This is a genomic window from Leadbettera azotonutricia ZAS-9, from assembly GCF_000214355.1.
GTDB classification, from domain to species: Bacteria; Spirochaetota; Spirochaetia; order Treponematales; family Breznakiellaceae; genus Leadbettera; species Leadbettera azotonutricia.
This window is the reverse complement of sequence record NC_015577.1, coordinates 3,065,957-3,082,991: the sequence shown is the minus strand read 5'-3', so window position 1 is coordinate 3,082,991 and position 17,035 is coordinate 3,065,957. Positions and strand designations below refer to the sequence as shown.

Annotated in this window: 14 protein-coding genes; 13 read left to right on the top strand and 1 reads right to left on the bottom strand. The window is 48.8% G+C overall.

Features of this window, described 5'->3' with window-relative positions; genetic code table 11:
* The gene (locus TREAZ_RS13570) at positions 1 to 1,176 is read right to left on the bottom strand and encodes a carbohydrate kinase family protein (RefSeq protein WP_015712450.1); all 1,176 of its coding nucleotides are present in this window, start codon (positions 1,174 to 1,176) and stop codon (positions 1 to 3) included.
* Positions 1,177 to 1,260: 84 nt separating this feature from the next.
* On the opposite strand from TREAZ_RS13570, the gene TREAZ_RS13565 reads away from it, so the two are divergent.
* From TREAZ_RS13565 to arfA, 13 genes are all read left to right on the top strand, one after another.
* A complete protein-coding gene (locus TREAZ_RS13565; RefSeq protein WP_015712449.1) occupies positions 1,261 to 2,310 on the top strand; it encodes an NAD(P)-dependent alcohol dehydrogenase in 1,050 nt (349 codons plus the stop codon).
* Positions 2,311 to 2,363: 53 nt separating this feature from the next.
* A complete protein-coding gene (locus tag TREAZ_RS13560) occupies positions 2,364 to 3,680 on the top strand; it encodes a putative DNA modification/repair radical SAM protein (protein WP_245535035.1) in 1,317 nt (438 codons plus the stop codon).
* A gap of 136 nt (positions 3,681 to 3,816) precedes the next feature.
* The gene (locus TREAZ_RS13555; protein WP_015712447.1) at positions 3,817 to 5,124 is read left to right on the top strand and encodes an ATP-binding protein; all 1,308 of its coding nucleotides are present in this window, start codon (positions 3,817 to 3,819) and stop codon (positions 5,122 to 5,124) included.
* 45 nt (positions 5,125 to 5,169) lie between these two features.
* A complete protein-coding gene (locus TREAZ_RS13550) occupies positions 5,170 to 6,117 on the top strand; it encodes an ArsR/SmtB family transcription factor (protein ID WP_015712446.1) in 948 nt (315 codons plus the stop codon).
* A gap of 77 nt (positions 6,118 to 6,194) precedes the next feature.
* The gene (locus tag TREAZ_RS13545) at positions 6,195 to 7,688 is read left to right on the top strand and encodes an alpha-L-arabinofuranosidase C-terminal domain-containing protein (RefSeq protein ID WP_015712445.1); all 1,494 of its coding nucleotides are present in this window, start codon (positions 6,195 to 6,197) and stop codon (positions 7,686 to 7,688) included.
* A gap of 131 nt (positions 7,689 to 7,819) precedes the next feature.
* Entirely contained in the window at positions 7,820 to 9,778 is a 1,959-nt protein-coding gene (locus tag TREAZ_RS13540) for an ABC transporter substrate-binding protein (RefSeq protein WP_015712444.1), read from the top strand.
* A gap of 77 nt (positions 9,779 to 9,855) precedes the next feature.
* Complete coding sequence (locus TREAZ_RS13535) at positions 9,856 to 10,866, top strand: ABC transporter permease (RefSeq protein ID WP_015712443.1); 1,011 nt, start codon at positions 9,856 to 9,858, stop codon at positions 10,864 to 10,866.
* Between the two features lie 11 nt (positions 10,867 to 10,877).
* Positions 10,878 to 11,735 carry an ABC transporter permease gene (locus TREAZ_RS13530; RefSeq protein ID WP_015712442.1) on the top strand — a complete coding sequence of 286 codons (858 nt, stop codon included), beginning with the start codon at positions 10,878 to 10,880 and terminating at the stop codon, positions 11,733 to 11,735.
* Position 11,736: 1 nt separating this feature from the next.
* A complete protein-coding gene (locus TREAZ_RS13525; protein WP_015712441.1) occupies positions 11,737 to 12,729 on the top strand; it encodes an ABC transporter ATP-binding protein in 993 nt (330 codons plus the stop codon).
* Positions 12,726 to 13,712: an ABC transporter ATP-binding protein gene (locus tag TREAZ_RS13520; RefSeq protein WP_015712440.1), complete on the top strand. Its 987-nt coding sequence runs from the start codon at positions 12,726 to 12,728 to the stop codon at positions 13,710 to 13,712. Before TREAZ_RS13525 ends, TREAZ_RS13520 begins: the two co-directional genes overlap by 4 nt.
* The gene (locus TREAZ_RS13515) at positions 13,709 to 15,193 is read left to right on the top strand and encodes an alpha-N-arabinofuranosidase (protein WP_015712439.1); all 1,485 of its coding nucleotides are present in this window, start codon (positions 13,709 to 13,711) and stop codon (positions 15,191 to 15,193) included. The genes TREAZ_RS13520 and TREAZ_RS13515 overlap by 4 nt, the downstream gene beginning before the upstream one ends.
* Entirely contained in the window at positions 15,180 to 15,464 is a 285-nt protein-coding gene (locus TREAZ_RS18780) for a DUF6171 family protein (RefSeq protein ID WP_483459074.1), read from the top strand. The genes TREAZ_RS13515 and TREAZ_RS18780 overlap by 14 nt, the downstream gene beginning before the upstream one ends.
* Positions 15,461 to 16,981, top strand: a complete 1,521-nt coding sequence (gene arfA / locus TREAZ_RS18640) for an arabinosylfuranosidase ArfA (protein ID WP_015712438.1) — start codon at positions 15,461 to 15,463, stop codon at positions 16,979 to 16,981. Before TREAZ_RS18780 ends, arfA begins: the two co-directional genes overlap by 4 nt.
* Positions 16,982 to 17,035 lie beyond the last annotated feature (54 nt).

Genomic DNA, 17,035 nt, shown 5'->3' with positions numbered 1-17,035 from the left:
CTATTTCTTTTTTGCAGGGACAGGTGGCTTCTTTTCTGCCGTTGCCTTCGAAGCAGCAGGTTTCGCAGGGACAGGTTTCGCAGAGGCAGGAGCTTTTTTCCCCGCCGGGGCAGCTTGAACCTTAGGCTCAGCCTTCGCTGGAGCTTTGGACGCCGCCTTTGCCGGGGCTGCCGGTTTTTTCTCCTCTGCCTTGGCGTTTCCCGGTTTGAGGGATTCCACTTCCCTAAGGGTGGGCGGCTCCGCCCCCTGCCGGGAGCAGACTATAGAGGCAGCTTTATTGGCAAAGAAGAGAGCATTGTAAAGTTCAGCTTCGGTCAATGCTGCCAAGGCCGGGCGGGACATCTTGCCCTTGCGTTCGAGCCAGGCAAGAAAAGCGCCGTGGAAGGTGTCCCCTGCGCCTATGGTATCAGCCACCGGCAGGTCTACCACCGGGGCGCTTACCCTCGTGATAGTGCCGTCATTGCGGCGGAGCAGGGCGATGGCGCCTTTGGGGCCCAGGGTGGTTATAGCCAGCCGGGGGCCCATGGCCAAAATTTTCTGAAGGGCTTTTTCAAGATCAAGCTCCGGGTAGATAAATTTAAAATCTTCCGCAGAAATCTTGGCTATGGTAGATGCAGCAATCCATTTTTCCAGGCGTTTTACATAGGCTTTCTTGTCGGCGATCATGAAGGGCCTGATATTGGGATCAAATGAAATGATCGGGGCTTCCTTGCCCTGACCCTGAAGGGCATTTTCCCTGAGAACCAGGGTTTCTATAGCGGTGGAAACAGGCTCCATGGTCATGGCAATGGAGCCGAAAACTATGCAATGGGTTTCTGAAGGCAGCTTTTTGGGCAGATCCTCTACCGTCAGGGAACGGTCCGCGGCCCCTTCGGTATAGAACACATACCGGGGTTCTTTGTTTTTTTCGAGTTTCACAAAGGCCAGGGTGGAGTTCTGGGCTGAGCGGATCATTAGATCAGGGCTTACACGGCTTGCCTTAAGTCGTTTCATCAGGACTTCCCCGAAGAAATCGGTGGAAAACCGCCCCAAAAAGCTGACCGGGGCACCCAGCCTGCCTATTGCTATGGCAGTATTGAAGGGGCTTCCCCCAGGGAGAGGCAAAAAACCCTCGCCTCTGCCGGGTATTTCGGCGCGAACCATATCAATCAGGGCTTCTCCGCAGCATATTATCATGGTTAGCTCTTCTCCTTCCTTATTGCTTGCCAGCTATACTATAATAATATAATATGAAGTCATTGACAAGTTAAGGAGAAGGAAATGCAAGGAAAAATGAAAGTTGCTGTAATGACAGATATAATGAAGATGGGCTTTGTCCAGAAGGATATACCCCAGCCCAGATCCAACGAAGCCCTGGTAAAATTGGAATATATAGGGGTTTGCGGCTCGGATCTTCATTATTTTGAGAATGGACGCATCAGTGATTTCATCGTAAAACCCCCTTTTGTGCTTGGCCATGAGGCCGGCGGGGTGGTTGTTGAGGTCGGAGCCGATGTAAAGCACCTCAAAGCAGGGGACAAAGTTGCCTTGGAGCCCGGAAAAACCTGCGGGCACTGCGAATTCTGCCGTACAGGCCGATATAATCTCTGTCCGGATGTGATTTTCTTTGCCACTCCCCCGGTGGACGGGGTTTTTCAGGAATATGTGGCCCACGAAGCGGATCTTTGCTTCAAAATTCCTGACGAAATGGATACCATGGAAGCGGCCCTCATCGAGCCCCTGGCAGTAGGTTTCCATGCAGCCCAAACAGGCGGCGCCCATCTTGGCCAAACCGCCCTGATCACTGGATCGGGCTGCATAGGCCTGGTTTCCATGATGTCGGCCAAGGCCCTTGGCGTTTCCCGTGTTTTTGTGAGCGATGTGGTGGATAAACGCCTCCAAAAGGCCAAGTCCCTTGGAGCGACCGAGATAATCAACGGCGCGGACAAAGATGTAGTCAAAACCGTCGCCCAGCTTACAGGCGGCGCAGGCGTTGATCTGGTCATCGAAACCTCCGGTACAGAAATCGCAGCCAATCAGGGCATTGCGGCCCTCAAAAAAGGCGGGACCCTGGTGTTTGTGGGTTACAGCAAGAGCGGCATGATGAATCTCGCCATAGGCTCTGCCCTGGACAAGGAGTTGACCATGAAGACCATATTCCGCTACCGCCATATCTATCCCCTGGCCATAGATGCGGTAAGCAGGGGCCTTGTGGACATCAAGAATATCGTGACCAATGTTTTTGAATTTGACGATATCCAAAAGGGCATGACCGAAAGCATTCATAACAAGGCGGAAATCGTCAAATCGGTGATCAGGATAGGGAAATAAAAAAAACAGCGCCATGCCCCTTGCCATCTATTCTATACAAGTGTATAGTATAAGTGGAAGGGAGCATAGTGCAGGCGTTGCTGGATCTGGAAGAAAAGATTTCCGTCCTCACCGGGGCAGCCAAATACGATGCGTCCTGCGCTTCGTCTGGCAGCGGTCCTGGGGCTAGGGGAGGGTCTTTCCGTTCGGGGGGTCTTGGAGCTGCGTTGCTCAACGGGGTCTGCCATTCCTGGACCGAGGATGGCCGCTGCGTGTCCCTCCTCAAAGTGCTCTATTCCAATGTCTGCCGTTTCGACTGCGCTTACTGCGTGAACCGCGCCTCAGCCGATACCAAGCGCAGCTCCTTTACCGTCAAAGAACTGGTTGACCTTACCTGCGAATTTTACCGCCGCAACTATATCGAGGGCCTTTTCCTCTCATCCGGAATCTTCGCCGACCCTGACATAGTCATGGAAAAACTCATCGAAACCGCCAAAACCCTCCGCACCCAGGCGGGCTACAATGGCTACATTCACCTTAAAATAATCCCCGGCACCGGCGAAAAGCTCATACGCGAGGCAGGCCTTTGGGCCGACAGGCTATCGGCCAACATTGAACTTCCTACAGACAAAAGCCTCCAAAATCTGGCCCCCCAAAAATCGGGCAAGGTGATACTGGGCGCTATAAAAGAAACCTTCGAGGCTGGGGCCGAAAATGAAGAAGATAGGCGGCGTATCAAATTCCTGCCCCAGGGCAAATTCCAGGCCCCTGTCTTTGCCCCTGCAGGCCAGAGTACCCAGCTCATAGTCGGGGCCAGCCCTGAGGATGACAAAACCATCATCGGCCTTTCCGGGGCCCTCTACAAAAAGTACGCCTTAAGGCGGGTTTACTATTCGGCCTTCATTCCCGTGGGTACACAGGGCAGGGGCGGTATATCCGATCCACGCCTTCCCGATATACCCGGCCCGCCTCTGGTGCGGGAACACCGGCTCTACCAGGCCGACTGGCTCCTCAGGTTCTACCATTTTACTCCCGGCGAAATCCTGGATGACAAGAATTCCTTCCTCGACCCCCACATCGATCCCAAAACCGCCTGGGCCCTGCGCCACCTGGAATTTTTCCCTGTGGAAGTGAACCGCGCCGACTATGAAACCCTGCTCCGCGTTCCGGGCATAGGGGCCAAAACAGGGCGCCGCATCATCGAAACCCGCCGTTCCCGTTCACTCAGCTTCGACGGCCTCCGCCGCCTTGGGGTGGTATTGAAACGGGCTCGCTACTTTATTACCGCTTCCGGGACCTTTATCGACAGGGCCGAAGATCCCAGGCGCATACGCCGCCTGCTTTCGGATGCCGATGGCGCGGGTTTACAGCTGCCCTTGTTTGAATTTTAGAAGGACAAAGTTGTAATACAATATGGCAACTTGCTTAAAAAAGTTGTCGTTTGATATTGCAACTATTTTAGAAATATTGTAATATTTATTACAGTAATTTAAATTACAGTAATATTAGATACAATAGGATATACAAATGGAATTTTACGGAAGGGAAACAGAGATAAAGCAGATCAGGGCCTGGGAAAAGCAGTCCCATGAATCGGCCCAGATGACGGTGGTAATGGGGAGAAGACGCATAGGTAAAACCTCCCTGATACGGCAGTCATTGGGTTCTTCTTCAATCTATTTTTTTGTAACTAAAAAGAATGAAAATTTTCTTTGCGATGAGTATGTTGGTATCATCAAAGAAAAACTCAAAGCTGACATACCCGGGGAATTAAAAACATTTCAGGATGTTTTTAAGTACCTTCTGCTAGAGGCGCAGCACAGGCATATTTCCCTTGTAATAGATGAATTTCAGGAGTTTTATTACATCAATAGCGCTGTTTACAGCGAAATGCAGAACCTTTGGGATACATACAAGGGTAAAAGCAAGCTTCACCTTATTCTCTGCGGTTCTGTGTATTCCATGATGAAGAAAATTTTTGAGGATTCAAGGGAACCTCTTTTTCAGCGGGCCAGCCATCGTATTCACCTTAAGCCTTTCTCTGTGGCGGTTCAGCGCACTATCCTCTCGGATCACTATTCGAAATACTCAGGGGAGGATCTCCTTGCATTCTATATAGCGGGCGGGGGAGTACCCCGGTATCTGGAACTGCTTGTCGGAGAAAAGGCCTTTACGCAAAAGAAAATTTTTGACGCCCTGCTCATGGAAAATTCATTCTTCCTTGATGAGGGGAAGAATCTCCTGGTGGAAGAATTCGGCAGGGATTACACCACGTACTTTTCCATCCTTTCCCTTATTGCCTCTTCCAAGACCTCTCGTCCTGATATTGAGGGAACTCTGGGCCAGTCGGTTGGCCCTTATCTCGACAGACTGGAAAAAGAATTCAGCCTGGTAAGGCGGGTAACGCCTCTGTTTTCAAAACCCGGTTCGCGGCAAATACGCTATGCCATAGACGATAACTTTCTTAACTTCTGGTTCCGCTTTATTTATAAGTACCGCAGTGCCGTAGAAATTTCCAATCTTGCCTATGTCCGGGACATTTTGGAACGCGACTACCGCAGCTATGCCGGACACATGCTGGAAAAATATTTCCGCGAGAAGCTGATCCTTTCCGGAGATTATTCTGCCATTGGTACTTACTGGGAGAGGGGCAATGCCAACGAGATAGATATCATCGCGGTCAATGAGGGCAAAAGGCGTATGCTTTTAGGCGAAGTAAAGCTTAACCCAAAGGAATTTCGCCTTGGGGAGCTTGAAGCCAAGGCTGTCAATCTGCGGGGAAAGTTTCAGGACTACCGTGTGGAATTGGCGGGGTTTTCCATTAGGGATATATAGCTGCTTCCCTTGACAAATTTCCCCCCTGCCCAACATACTGGAAAAATGCGAAAAGCCGGACAGCAGGCCCTTGTCATTGATTCATCCCGCGATACCAAGGCCCTCAAAGCCCTTGCCTCGGAGGTGAGGGTGCGCATACTGGAGCTTCTCCAGAACCAGGAACTCAATATCACCGAAATTGCCCGCAGGCTTGCTATCCCCCAATCAACCGCAACTACCTCTGTCCTCATTCTTGAGGATGCGGGCCTCATAGACAGCCATACTGCAAATGGTGTTAAGGGCGGGCAAAAGATCTGCAGTTCACGGTATAAAGAATTTCTCATTAACTTTAACCCCAGCGCAGCTCCCCAGAATGATGCGGAAGCCATCGAGGTCGAAATGCCTGTGGGTCTGTTTACCTCCTACGAGGTGTCCGCTCCCTGCGGGCTTTGCAGCAGGGATGGAATAATCGGCTACCTTGATGTACCCGCCACCTTCTTTTCCCCCGACCGGGCTAAGGCTGCTCTGGTCTGGTTCGAGAAAGGTTATGTGGAATACAAGTTTCCCAACAACACCTTCTCTTCAGGCAAAAAATCTCTCAAGCGCATTGAGCTTTCCATGGAGATGTCCAGCGAGGTGCCAGGCACCAATAAGAAGTGGCCTTCGGATATTTCGGTTTGGATCAACGAGATGTTCATCGGTACATGGACATCCCCGGGCGATTTCGGTGACCGCAGAGGGAAGTATACCCCCTCGTTCTGGAAGCTTGAAGGTTCCCAGTACGGGCTTCTTACCACCTGGGAGGTGACCAATGAAGGGACCTTTATTGACCGACTTCAGGTATCAACTATTACTCTTGATGACCTTCATATAGCAGACCATCATTCGGTGAAGGTACGCATAGGCATTTCCGCGCGGGCCAAGCACGCGGGGGGCATCAACATTTTCGGCAAAGGCTTCGGTGACTACGATCAGGATATTATTCTGAAGCTTTATGCCGGCGAAAAATCCTAAGAAAGAATTATATATCATAATATTTGATAAACAACATTTTTCTTGACAGATAAATAAATCCCAGTGATACTATTTTTATGGTACTGCTTCACATTGATCCCAGCCGGACTGTTGGAAAACGGGACCCAATGATCTACGGCCACTTTATCGAGCATTTTCACCGCCAGATTTATGGCGGCATTTATGATCCCGGGAACCCGCTGTCCGATGCCGAAGGCTTCAGGATCGATGTAATCAAGGCCATGCAGCGTATCAAAACCCCAGTGCTTCGCTGGCCGGGGGGCTGTTATGTGTCTGCTTCCCACTGGAAAGACGGGGTAGGCAAGGAAAGGCGCCCCCATTTTGACAAAGCCTGGCGTGTGGAAGAGCCCAATACCTTTGGCACTGACGAATACATCGCCTTCTGCCGCAAGGTGGGCTGCGCGCCTTATATCTGCACCAATGCGGGTACCGGTAGTGCCGAAGAAATGAGCGATTGGGTGGAATACTGCAATCTGCCGAACGAAGGCCCCTGGGCAAAGCTGCGGGCTGATAACGGCCATAAAGATCCCTTTAAGGTTAAGTACTGGAGCATAGGGAATGAGAACTATGGTTCCTGGGAAATGGGGGCGAAATCGGCTGAGGAATGGGGCCGTCTGGTAACAGAATCTGCAAAAATGATGAAGCGGGTTGATCCGTCCATAGAGCTTTCAGCCGCCGCCCTTGCAGATCTTGATTGGAATATAAATCTGTTAAAGGGGAGCGGCAAAAACCTTTCATGGATCTCCCTGCACGGCTATTGGGATGGGATCAACCAAACCAATGATTATGCTAATTATGAGCAGTCCATGGTTTACACAAACACCCTGGACAGCCAGGTTGCCAAGGTACGGGGGCTTTTGGCCGCCATGGATTTTGGGAATCGCATACGCATCGCCTTTGACGAGTGGAACCTCCGGGGTTGGTACCACCCAAATGTGGATGCAGGCCTTAGTCTCGATGAATACATCAAACCCCGGGACCTTAACGATGAAAACCAGCGCTACACCATGGCCGATGCGGTGTTCACTGCCTGTTTCCTCAGCATGGTCAACAGGAATTGCGATATTGTGGGCATGGCAAATTATGCGCCTGTGGTAAACACCCGGGGCTGCATTTATACCTATCCAAAGGGGATAGTGCTTCGCCCCACCTACCATGTGTTTGACATGTATGTGAATGAGCTGGGCGATACTGTCCTGGACACCTATGCAGAAGCAGGCCAAAAGCTTTCCCTTACCGACAAACAGGGCAAAGCTACCGAAACCCCTGCCCTGGATCTGCTTGCCACACTGGACGCTCAAGGTAATGTCGTTTTGGCGGCGATCAATAAAGACCCCGCCAAGGCCCAGGATTTTACCATTGATTGGGGCAGTTCTCCTTCCCCATCGGGGTATTCCATCCATACCCTGTCGGGAACGAGCACCGAATCGTATAATGATGCAGGCCATGATGACGCAGTGCCCTTGATGCCTACAAAAGCGGGCTATAAGGCACCGGATAGCATTAAATTGCCGCCACACTCGGTGAATGTCATAAAATTTGCCAAATAAGGTTTTGCGTTGTCCAAAATCTAACTTATCAATATTATTGATATATATTATTTTTATTGACAGGCTATAAAAACCAGGTGATAATAAAATGTGGTTTGTATAAACCCACTTAATTTTTACAGGAGGAAAACATGAAAAAACTAAAAAGCATCCTGTTTCCTGTGCTGACCGTACTGTTGGTTACGGCTCTGGCGCTGACAGGCTGTCAAAAAAAGGCGGATGGAGCCGCCGGAGGAACGGCAAGTTCTGCCAACGTTCAGATGATTGAAGGCGCCAATGTCCCGCGCAATGAAACAATCATTCTGGAAAATCCGGGCGGACGGGCAAATCCCCCGGATTACTTTAACCGCTGGAATGGCTGGAACACCAGTTTTATGGGCGGCCTGCAGCAGCTCGGCCTTGATTCCCTTTGGTTTATAGATCCGGATGCCGGTATTGACGGTGTATGGGAAAATGCTCTTGCCTCAGAACATCCTATTTACAACAAAGATTTTACCGAGATGACGATTAAACTTCGGGAAGGTATTTATTGGAGCGACGGTGTTCAGTTTACCGCCGATGATCTGATTTATACGATTGAAATCCAGATGAAAAATCCGGGTATGGACTATACCAGCCGCTTCAACGCCTATGTGGATCGTATTCAAAAGATCAGTGACTTTGAAGTAAAGATATTTCTTAAACAGCCGAATTCACGCTTCCATGCAAACTTTCTTGTGCGCTGGAATGCATGTTTTATGATGCCTAAGCATATCTTCGAAAAAGTTGAAGATGTCACTACCTATAAATTTAATCCCCCTGTAACTCTGGGCCCGTATACGCTTAAAGATTTCGATCCCCAGGGCAACTGGTACTTGTGGGAAAAACGTCCTGACTACCAGCGGACTACTTTGGCGCGCATGGGGGATGTAGGCGCTGCGCCGAAGTATGCAATGTATATTAACGGTGGTACCAGCGATGTCAAAGTTATGAGCGCGCAAGCCCATCAGCTTGACGTGATTCACGATATGGCGGTTGAAGGCGTTATCAGGCTGACGAAAGCAAACAAATCTTTCAAGACATGGTTCCCCGGTTTCCCCTGGGGGCATCCGGATCCGACACTTGTTGCCTGTATTCTCAATCTTGAGAAGCCCGGTCTTAATAATAAAGATGTCCGTTGGGCCCTTGCTTTGGCCCTTGACATTAACCGGCTTGCAATTGCCTCTTACCGCGGCGCCATGACGATCTCTCCGATCCCTGTACCGCCTACCGGTATGTACCCTGAATATTATCATACCCCATTACAACAGTGGCTCTCTGATTATACCCTCGATCTCGGAGATGGCACGACCTTCAAGCCTTATAATTCCAATGCAGCCGTAGAGATTGCTGCAAAAGCCAGGGACGATTTAGGCGATATAGTTCCGACCGATCCTACGGCGATCAAACGCTACATGGGCGAAGGCTGGTGGAAGTATGATGTTAATGCCGCCGCAAAGCTTATGCAGAAAGCAGGACTTCGCAAGAATTCCCGGGGCGTATGGGAATTCAACGATGGTAAACCCTTCAAGATGGTATTCATGGGCCAGACCGATAACGAACCGAGCCAGAACCGCGCCGCTGCAATGGTTGTTGAATGCTGGAAAGAATTTGGTATTGATATCACCCTCGATGTACGTAGTGACTTTGGTACTCTGGCAGGCACGGGTGATTTTGACGGCGAGTTCTACTGGAACATTGAAACATGGGGCGGCCATCCTGACCTGTCCTTCTTCCTTGACTCATTCCATTCCAATCAGTATAGGGGCATTGGTGAAAATGCCGCCCGCAATGTCAGCCGGTGGAAGAACAAGAGAATGGACGAAATCATCGAAGCTTGTCAGAAACTCGACATGGATGATCCCCAGGTTGTTGAATATGGCAAGGAATGGATAAAACTTGCCGTAGACGAGATGTTTGAAATCGCAGTGTGCTCTTACAACGTGTTCACCGTAATGGATGATACATATTGGACAGGTTATCCGAGTATAGACGATCCTTATACCGATCCTGTGCCAAACTGGACGAACTCCCGTTACATGTTTGCAAAACTCAGGTCAACAGGAAAATGATGAAGTAATGCGGGTGGGGAGTTTTAACTTTATGAGTTATGGCTCCCCATTCATCATTGAATGAATGAGGGTGATAAATGAAAAAGTTTTTATTGAACTATGTGCTGCCTCGAATCGGCCAGTACATTATGGTTATTTTTGTTGGTGTAACCGTTACCTTTATTATTCCCCGTTTGTCACCGAGCGATCCTGTGCAGGCGCAAATAAACCGGACAATGACGAGCGGTGTCAACTATACTCCGGATATGCTTGACGATTTTAGGGCATCGCTCACGGCACTTTACGGTCTTGAAGGAAGTAATTGGGAACAGTATCTGGAATTCTGGGGAAGGCTTTTCCGTGGAGATCTTGGAAGGTCCCTTTCTTCGTTCCCGACGCCGGTAACAGAACTTATCGGACGTTCTATGCCCTGGACATTGGGGCTGCTTTTAACTGCTACAATTATTTCATGGATTGTCGGAAATCTTTTGGGTGGTTTTTCCAGCTATTATCCAAAAAGTAAATTGCTCGGCAGTATTGATGTCATAAGCCAGGCAGTTCGTCCTATTCCGTACTATATATTAGCATTGCTATTGGTTATTTTCTTTGCATATATCTGGCCCATATTTCCGATACGCGGCGCGTATCCGATGGGAATGCGGCCTTCCTATACGTGGAAGTTTGTTACTACAGTTTTGTACCATTCAGTTCTTCCTGCCTTTAGCCTTATTGTAGGCGGCGTGGGCGGCTGGTTTATCGGTATGAAGTCTCTAACTTCAAATATTATCAGCGAAGATTATGTTGTCTATGCAGAAACCGCAGGGTTGAAACAGAATAAAATTCTTTTCGGTTATGTGATACGCAATGCCATGCTGCCGCAGATCACCGGCCTTGCCTTAAACCTCGGTATGATCTTCAACGGTGCAATGATTCTCGAAGTTATTTTTACATATCCTGGTATTGGTTTGCTCGCCTATCAAGCGATTCTTTCTACAGACTATACTCTGATCATGGGGATAACGATTTTTTCAATTATAGGTGTTGCAACCGCGGCGCTTATCCTCGATCTTGTTTACCCGCTTTTCGATCCACGGGTCAGGATTCAATAGGAGGCCCTGGAATGATAAAAGTAATTCGCGATTTATTGCGTTTTGACGGTCGTTTCCGTGCAGGATTTATTTTTCTCTTGCTCATTTTGGTGATGCTCATATTGTCCTGGTTTTCACCTTATGATATGGGTAAGACTTTTCAGGTGGGTATGGATAAGCCGCCTTCACTCAAATACATCTTTGGCACTAATACGCGCGGTCAGGACGTTTTTTACTGGATGACTTTTGCCGTCCGTAATTCTTTGTACTTGGGCATCGTTACTGCAGTTGTGTCCCGTGTGATTGCCATTATTGTTGGACTTACAGCAGGCTATAACGGCGGTCTTATAGATAAGGCACTCATGTCAATAAATGATAGCTTTGTCGTAATACCTGTTCTGCCTATTTTGATATTGGTAAGTTTTCTGGTTCGAGAGCATATGAGCATTACCATTCTTGCGGTTTTTCTCGGCATCTTCGGCTGGTCATGGGATGCGCGTCTTATCCGATCGCAGGTCTTAAGTTTAAAAGAAAGATCGTTTACAAAAACAGCTTTGTACTCAGGAACCAGGTCTTTTAGAATAACCATGACTGAACATCTGCCTTTTGTACTCCCTGTGGTTTTTGCGACAACGATAAACAACATGATCTGGTCGATCGGCATGGAAGTAACGCTTGGTGTACTCGGTCTTTCAAGTATTACAACGCCGACCATCGGTTCAACAATTTATTGGGCAAACTCGCATCAGGCGTTGATTGCCGGTATATGGTGGTGGCTTGCCGCTCCGATTGTTGTTTCTGTCGTGCTCTTCCTGGGACTCTACCTTGTATTCTCCAGTGTTAACGAGTATATCGATCCGCGGACCCGGCTCCGCCGGATGGGAGCTTAATATGGCCTTATTACAGGTAGAAAATCTGCGGGCCTATTATAGAACAGAGATGTATGGCGTCTCGCGTCAGGTTCGTGCAGTCGATGATGTTACAATAACGCTTGAGCCCAATGAAATCTATGGGGTCGCAGGGGAATCAAGCTGCGGTAAGACCACCCTGATCAAAGTACTGTCAGGGACGATTAAGCCGCCCCTCCGTGTGGAAGGGGGCAGCGTTAAATATAATTTTAAATACGGTGATGTGGATATGTCCACAGTTACTGAAGAGGAACTTCGCAAAAATATCAGATGGAAAGAAATTTCCTATGTTATGCAAGGTTCCATGAGCGTTTTGAATCCTGTGCGCAGGGTGATAAAGACATTTGAAGATATTATTGCTACTCATGAGGGAATAAAAGATCGCGCTCTATTCAGGGAACGCATTGAAGATCATGTCAAAAAACTTGGACTTCCCCCGGATGTGCTAAACTCTTACCCCCATGAACTTTCGGGGGGTATGAAGCAGCGGGTAGCCATTGCCCTTGCAACGGTCTTTAAGCCGAGTCTTATCATTGCCGACGAGCCTACCACCGCTTTGGATGTAGTGGTACAGCGCGGGGTCTTGCAGCTTCTTAAAGAAATACAATCGGTGTCTCAAAATACAGTACTCCTTGTTACCCATGATATGGCGGTTCACGCAAATGTGGCTAACAAGGTGGGTATCATGTATGCGGGAAGGCTCGCTGAAGAAGGCCCCACTGAGCTTATATTTAAAAGGCCCGAACATCCTTATACCCAGCATCTTATCAACTCTCTGCCGGTTATTGGAGATAAAACCGGCAAATCGAGCCTTGAGGGTACCCCCCCCAATCTTGCCAATCCTCCCGAAGGTTGCAGGTTTCATCCTCGCTGTCCTAAAGCCCTGCCAATATGCAGGAGCGAAGTTCCGGCAATGAAAGATTTTGGTGGCGGCCACAGGGCTGCCTGCCATCTGTTACAGGGAGGGCGGCAATGAGTGCACATCTTTTGGAAGTAAAGCATGCCAGCAAAGTTTTTCAGGTTGGGGGACTCATTAACGGTTCCAAACTTGTAGCAGTAAATGATGTAAGCTTCACTATAGAAAAAGACAGACCTGAAATTTTTACCATTGCCGGTGAATCAGGAAGCGGTAAGACTACCCTTACCAGAATGCTGCTTAGGGATCTTGAACCGAGTTCAGGGGATGTGCTTTTTGAAGGCAAAAGCGTTACTACCATAAGGAAGCGCGCTGATTTTGCGGCTTTTATGAAAACCGTGCAGCCGGTATTTCAGAATCCCTTTGAAACTTTCAATCCTCTGAGGCGGGTGGAGGAGTATCTTTTTGATACTGCTGTCAACTTCGGCATCGCAAAGGACAGAAAAAGTGCAGTTGAAGTTGTGGACAAGGCTCTGCATTCTGTGGGTCTTTCTCTCGAAGAACTTTCGCGCCGCTATCCCCATGAACTTTCGGGAGGCCAGATCCAGCGTATCTCGGTGGCTCGTTCCCTCATTTCCCACCCCAGTCTGATATTGGCGGATGAGCCGGTGTCCATGGTAGACGCCAGCCTGCGTATGGCAATTGTAAATCTTTTTAAGAAGCTACGTGACGAGGAAGGGGTGAGCGTCATTTATATCACTCACGATTTGGCAACTGCTTATTACATTAGCAACCGTATCGCCATTATGCTGCGCGGTTATGTGGTGGAGATGGGGCCTGTGGAAGCGGTGCTTGGAAATCCCCTTCATCCCTACACCCAGCTCCTCAAAGAAAGCGTTCCCGCTCCTGATCCTGTGGACAAGGAAGCATGGGCAAAACGCATAGGCCTTTCCACACAGGAAGTAAAAGAATACGGACAGAAGGGCTGCAAGTTTGCAAGCCGCTGTCCCAAGGTTAGTGATAAATGCCGCGAGGCTGATCCGCCTGATGTAGAAGCTGAGGGCCGGACTGTAAAATGCTATTTATATGGGAGCGCATCATGAACAGAGTTGCAATTAACGCCGCCGAAGCAGGGGTAAGAATTAACCGCCATATCTATGGTCATTTTTCAGAACACCTTGGCCGCTGCATTTATGGCGGGTATTGGGTAGGTGAAGATTCACCCATACCGAATGTGAGGGGAATAAGAAAGGATGTTGTGGCAGCCCTCAGGAAAATTAAAATTCCCAATCTTCGCTGGCCCGGCGGGTGTTTTGCCGATGAATACCACTGGATGGACGGTATTGGCACAAAATCGGCAAGGCCTAAAATGATCAACACCCACTGGGGTGGTGTTACCGAAGATAACAGTTTTGGAACTCATGAATTTCTTGACCTCTGTAAACAGCTTGAGTGCGAACCCTATATCTGTGGGAACGTAGGGTCAGGGACTGTGCAGGAACTTTCACAATGGGTGGAATACTGCAATTTTGACGGTGTCAGCCCTATGGCGGATCTCCGGGGCAAAAATGGCCGGAAGGAGCCCTGGCAGGTAAAGTTCTGGGGAATAGGGAATGAGAGCTGGGGCTGCGGTGGAAACATGACCCCTGAATTCTACGCTGATAATTACCGCCGCTATGCGGTCTATGCCCGCAGTTACGGTAAGCCCCTCTACAAAATTGCGTGTGGTCCCAATACGGACGATTACAACTGGACTAAAGTGTTGATGGAGAAAACCTGCGGCGATAGGGGTCCCCTGCTTGATGGCCTTTCCCTCCATTATTACACAGTTCCCGGCGAATGGGCTTATAAAGGCTCTGCCACGGAATTTACCGAGAACGAGTGGCTTATCACCATGAGAAAAGCCTACTATATGGAAGAGCTGCTTTCTAAGCACAGTGCTATCATGGATCAATACGATCCTAAAAAGAAAGTTGGGTTAGTGGTAGATGAATGGGGTACATGGTTTGATGTGGAGCCAGGAACTAACCCCGGTTTTCTTTATCAGCAGAATTCCCTCCGTGATGCATTGGTAGCAGGAATACACTTTAATATCTTCAATAATAATGCTGATCGGGTACATATGGCTAATATTGCCCAGACCATAAATGTATTGCAGTCGGTGATTCTGACAGAAGGTGCAAAAATGACACTGACCCCAACCTATCATGTCTTCGATATGTACAAGGTGCATCAGGATGCGGTACGGCTTCCTGTCTATGTGGAAAGTGAAAATGTAAGTCTGGGCTTTGGGTCTATCCCTGCTGTCACCGCAAGCGCTTCTGTGGATGAACAGGAAAAAGCCCATGTTTCCCTGACCAATATTGATGTTAAGGAAGAAAAAACCGTTACCCTGGAATTGAGGGGCTTTCCGTTTAAGAATGTTTCCGGTACTATAATCACATCGACTAATATTCAGGATCATAACACTTTTGAAAAAGGTGATACAGTTAAGATAGCGCCTTTCTCGGGCGCGTCCATGGCTCAAGGCGGAGTGACAGTAAAGCTGCCCCCTAAATCGGTTGTAACCCTTGAGCTTGCATGAAAGGCCCTGCCCCCGTTGCGGGGCTGAGACAGGAATAATCAGCCCCGAAGAGGCTATGCGTTTGGCAATAGCTTCTCCGCTGGCTGTTTCTCTCAGATCGGATTCAAACAGGTATGCGCAAAGGCTTCAATGTTGTATTATCTGTGAAAGCCTAAAAGAAGGTGTACTCTGCGCGCATTGTGGCTGTTTTATACAGTTCCGTGCCTTGAGTAATATAAATTATTGCCCCCATCCAAAAGGGGATAAATGGAAAGACGAGGGAGTATTATGAAAGCAAAGATGACACTGCACAGAGAATTTTCCATAGGAGAAACCGACAAGCGGATCTATGGATCTTTCATCGAACATCTGGGAAGGGCTGTGTATACGGGCATTTACGAACCCGGGCATCCTGAGGCTGATGAAAAAGGCTTTAGAAAAGATGTAATAAAACTGGTAAAGGATTTGGATGTGCCCCTCGTGCGTTATCCCGGAGGCAATTTTGTTTCCGGCTATAACTGGGAAGACGGCATAGGGCCTGTGGACAAACGCCCCATGAGGCTTGACCTTGCCTGGGGTACCAAAGAAAGCAATAAAGTGGGTATCAACGAATTTGCCCAATGGGCAAAGAAAGCCAATACTGATGTGATGATGGCGGTAAACCTGGGCACCCGTGACGCTGAGGCTGCAAGAAATATTGTAGAGTATTGCAATTTTCCCAAAGGCAGCTACTGGAGCGATCTCCGCAGGAGCCATGGCGTGCAGGATCCCCATAACTACAAGCTCTGGTGCCTTGGCAATGAAATGGACGGCCCTTGGCAAATCTGCCACAGGACCGCAGATGAATACGGCAGGGTCGCAGCAGAAGCCGCCAAGGTGATGAAGTGGACCGATCCGTCAATAGAATTGGTAGCTTGCGGCAGCTCAAATGCCCGCATGCCTACCTTCGGGAGTTGGGAAGCCGAGATGCTGGATCATGTCTATGATCTGGTGGATTATGTTTCCCTTCATATTTATTTTGGCAACCACGAAAGCGATACGCCTAACTTCCTCGGCCGCAGCCTGGAGATGGATAATTTTATCAAAACCGTGGCGGGCATCTGCGACCTGGTTAAGGCCCGCAAGCACAGCAAGAAAATTGTAAACCTCTCATTTGATGAATGGAATGTTTGGTATCACAGCAATAATGCGGATAAGCAGGTCGAGAAATGGATCGAAGCGCCGCCTATTCTGGAAGATATTTACAATATGGAAGATGCTCTTGTAGCGGGCTGCATGCTCATCACCCTGCTCAAAAATGCCGACCGTGTAAAGGTCGCCTGCCTTGCCCAGCTTGTGAATGTCATAGCCCCGATTATGACAGTTCCCGGCGGCAATTCCTGGAGGCAGAGCATCTACTATCCCTTTATGGACGCTTCTCTTTTCGGCAGGGGCACAGTGCTCCGCTGCCCAGTGACAGCCGATAAATACGATTCCAAAGAATATACGGATATTCCTTATATCGAAACAGTAGCTGTCCATAATGAGGGTAATAATGAAATCGCCATCTTTGCGGTGAACAGGAACCTCAAAGAAAACCTTGAACTGGAAGCCGGCATTTCCGGATTCGGCGACTGCAAGGTGATTGAACACCGCAGCCTGTTCAACAATGATCTTAAAGCTGCCAATTCCGCAAAAGAGGAAAAGGTAAAGCCGGTCATTCAAAATGGCGCGAAGATTGAAGGGCTTGTAGGCTCAAAGAAGCTTTCTGTTTTGCTTCCCCCTGCTTCCTGGAATGTGATACGCCTTAAGGCTGATGTAAAAGCCTAGACGGTTTGGAATTTCCCTCCCCAATGCCTCTTGCAATAATATCTATACATAGGT

What these genes read in the sequence shown, in the direction of transcription:
- TREAZ_RS13570 (WP_015712450.1), bottom strand. Translation starts at nt 1,176, where the DNA reads ATGATAATATGCTGCGGAGAAGCCCTGATTGATATGGTTCGCGCCGAA.
- TREAZ_RS13565 (WP_015712449.1), top strand. Translation starts at nt 1,261, where the DNA reads ATGCAAGGAAAAATGAAAGTTGCTGTAATGACAGATATAATGAAGATG.
- TREAZ_RS13555 (WP_015712447.1), top strand. Translation starts at nt 3,817, where the DNA reads ATGGAATTTTACGGAAGGGAAACAGAGATAAAGCAGATCAGGGCCTGG.
- TREAZ_RS13550 (WP_015712446.1), top strand. Translation starts at nt 5,170, where the DNA reads ATGCGAAAAGCCGGACAGCAGGCCCTTGTCATTGATTCATCCCGCGAT.
- TREAZ_RS13545 (WP_015712445.1), top strand. Translation starts at nt 6,195, where the DNA reads ATGGTACTGCTTCACATTGATCCCAGCCGGACTGTTGGAAAACGGGAC.
- TREAZ_RS13540 (WP_015712444.1), top strand. Translation starts at nt 7,820, where the DNA reads ATGAAAAAACTAAAAAGCATCCTGTTTCCTGTGCTGACCGTACTGTTG.
- TREAZ_RS13535 (WP_015712443.1), top strand. Translation starts at nt 9,856, where the DNA reads ATGAAAAAGTTTTTATTGAACTATGTGCTGCCTCGAATCGGCCAGTAC.
- TREAZ_RS13530 (WP_015712442.1), top strand. Translation starts at nt 10,878, where the DNA reads ATGATAAAAGTAATTCGCGATTTATTGCGTTTTGACGGTCGTTTCCGT.
- TREAZ_RS13525 (WP_015712441.1), top strand. Translation starts at nt 11,737, where the DNA reads ATGGCCTTATTACAGGTAGAAAATCTGCGGGCCTATTATAGAACAGAG.
- TREAZ_RS13520 (WP_015712440.1), top strand. Translation starts at nt 12,726, where the DNA reads ATGAGTGCACATCTTTTGGAAGTAAAGCATGCCAGCAAAGTTTTTCAG.
- TREAZ_RS13515 (WP_015712439.1), top strand. Translation starts at nt 13,709, where the DNA reads ATGAACAGAGTTGCAATTAACGCCGCCGAAGCAGGGGTAAGAATTAAC.
- arfA (WP_015712438.1), top strand. Translation starts at nt 15,461, where the DNA reads ATGAAAGCAAAGATGACACTGCACAGAGAATTTTCCATAGGAGAAACC.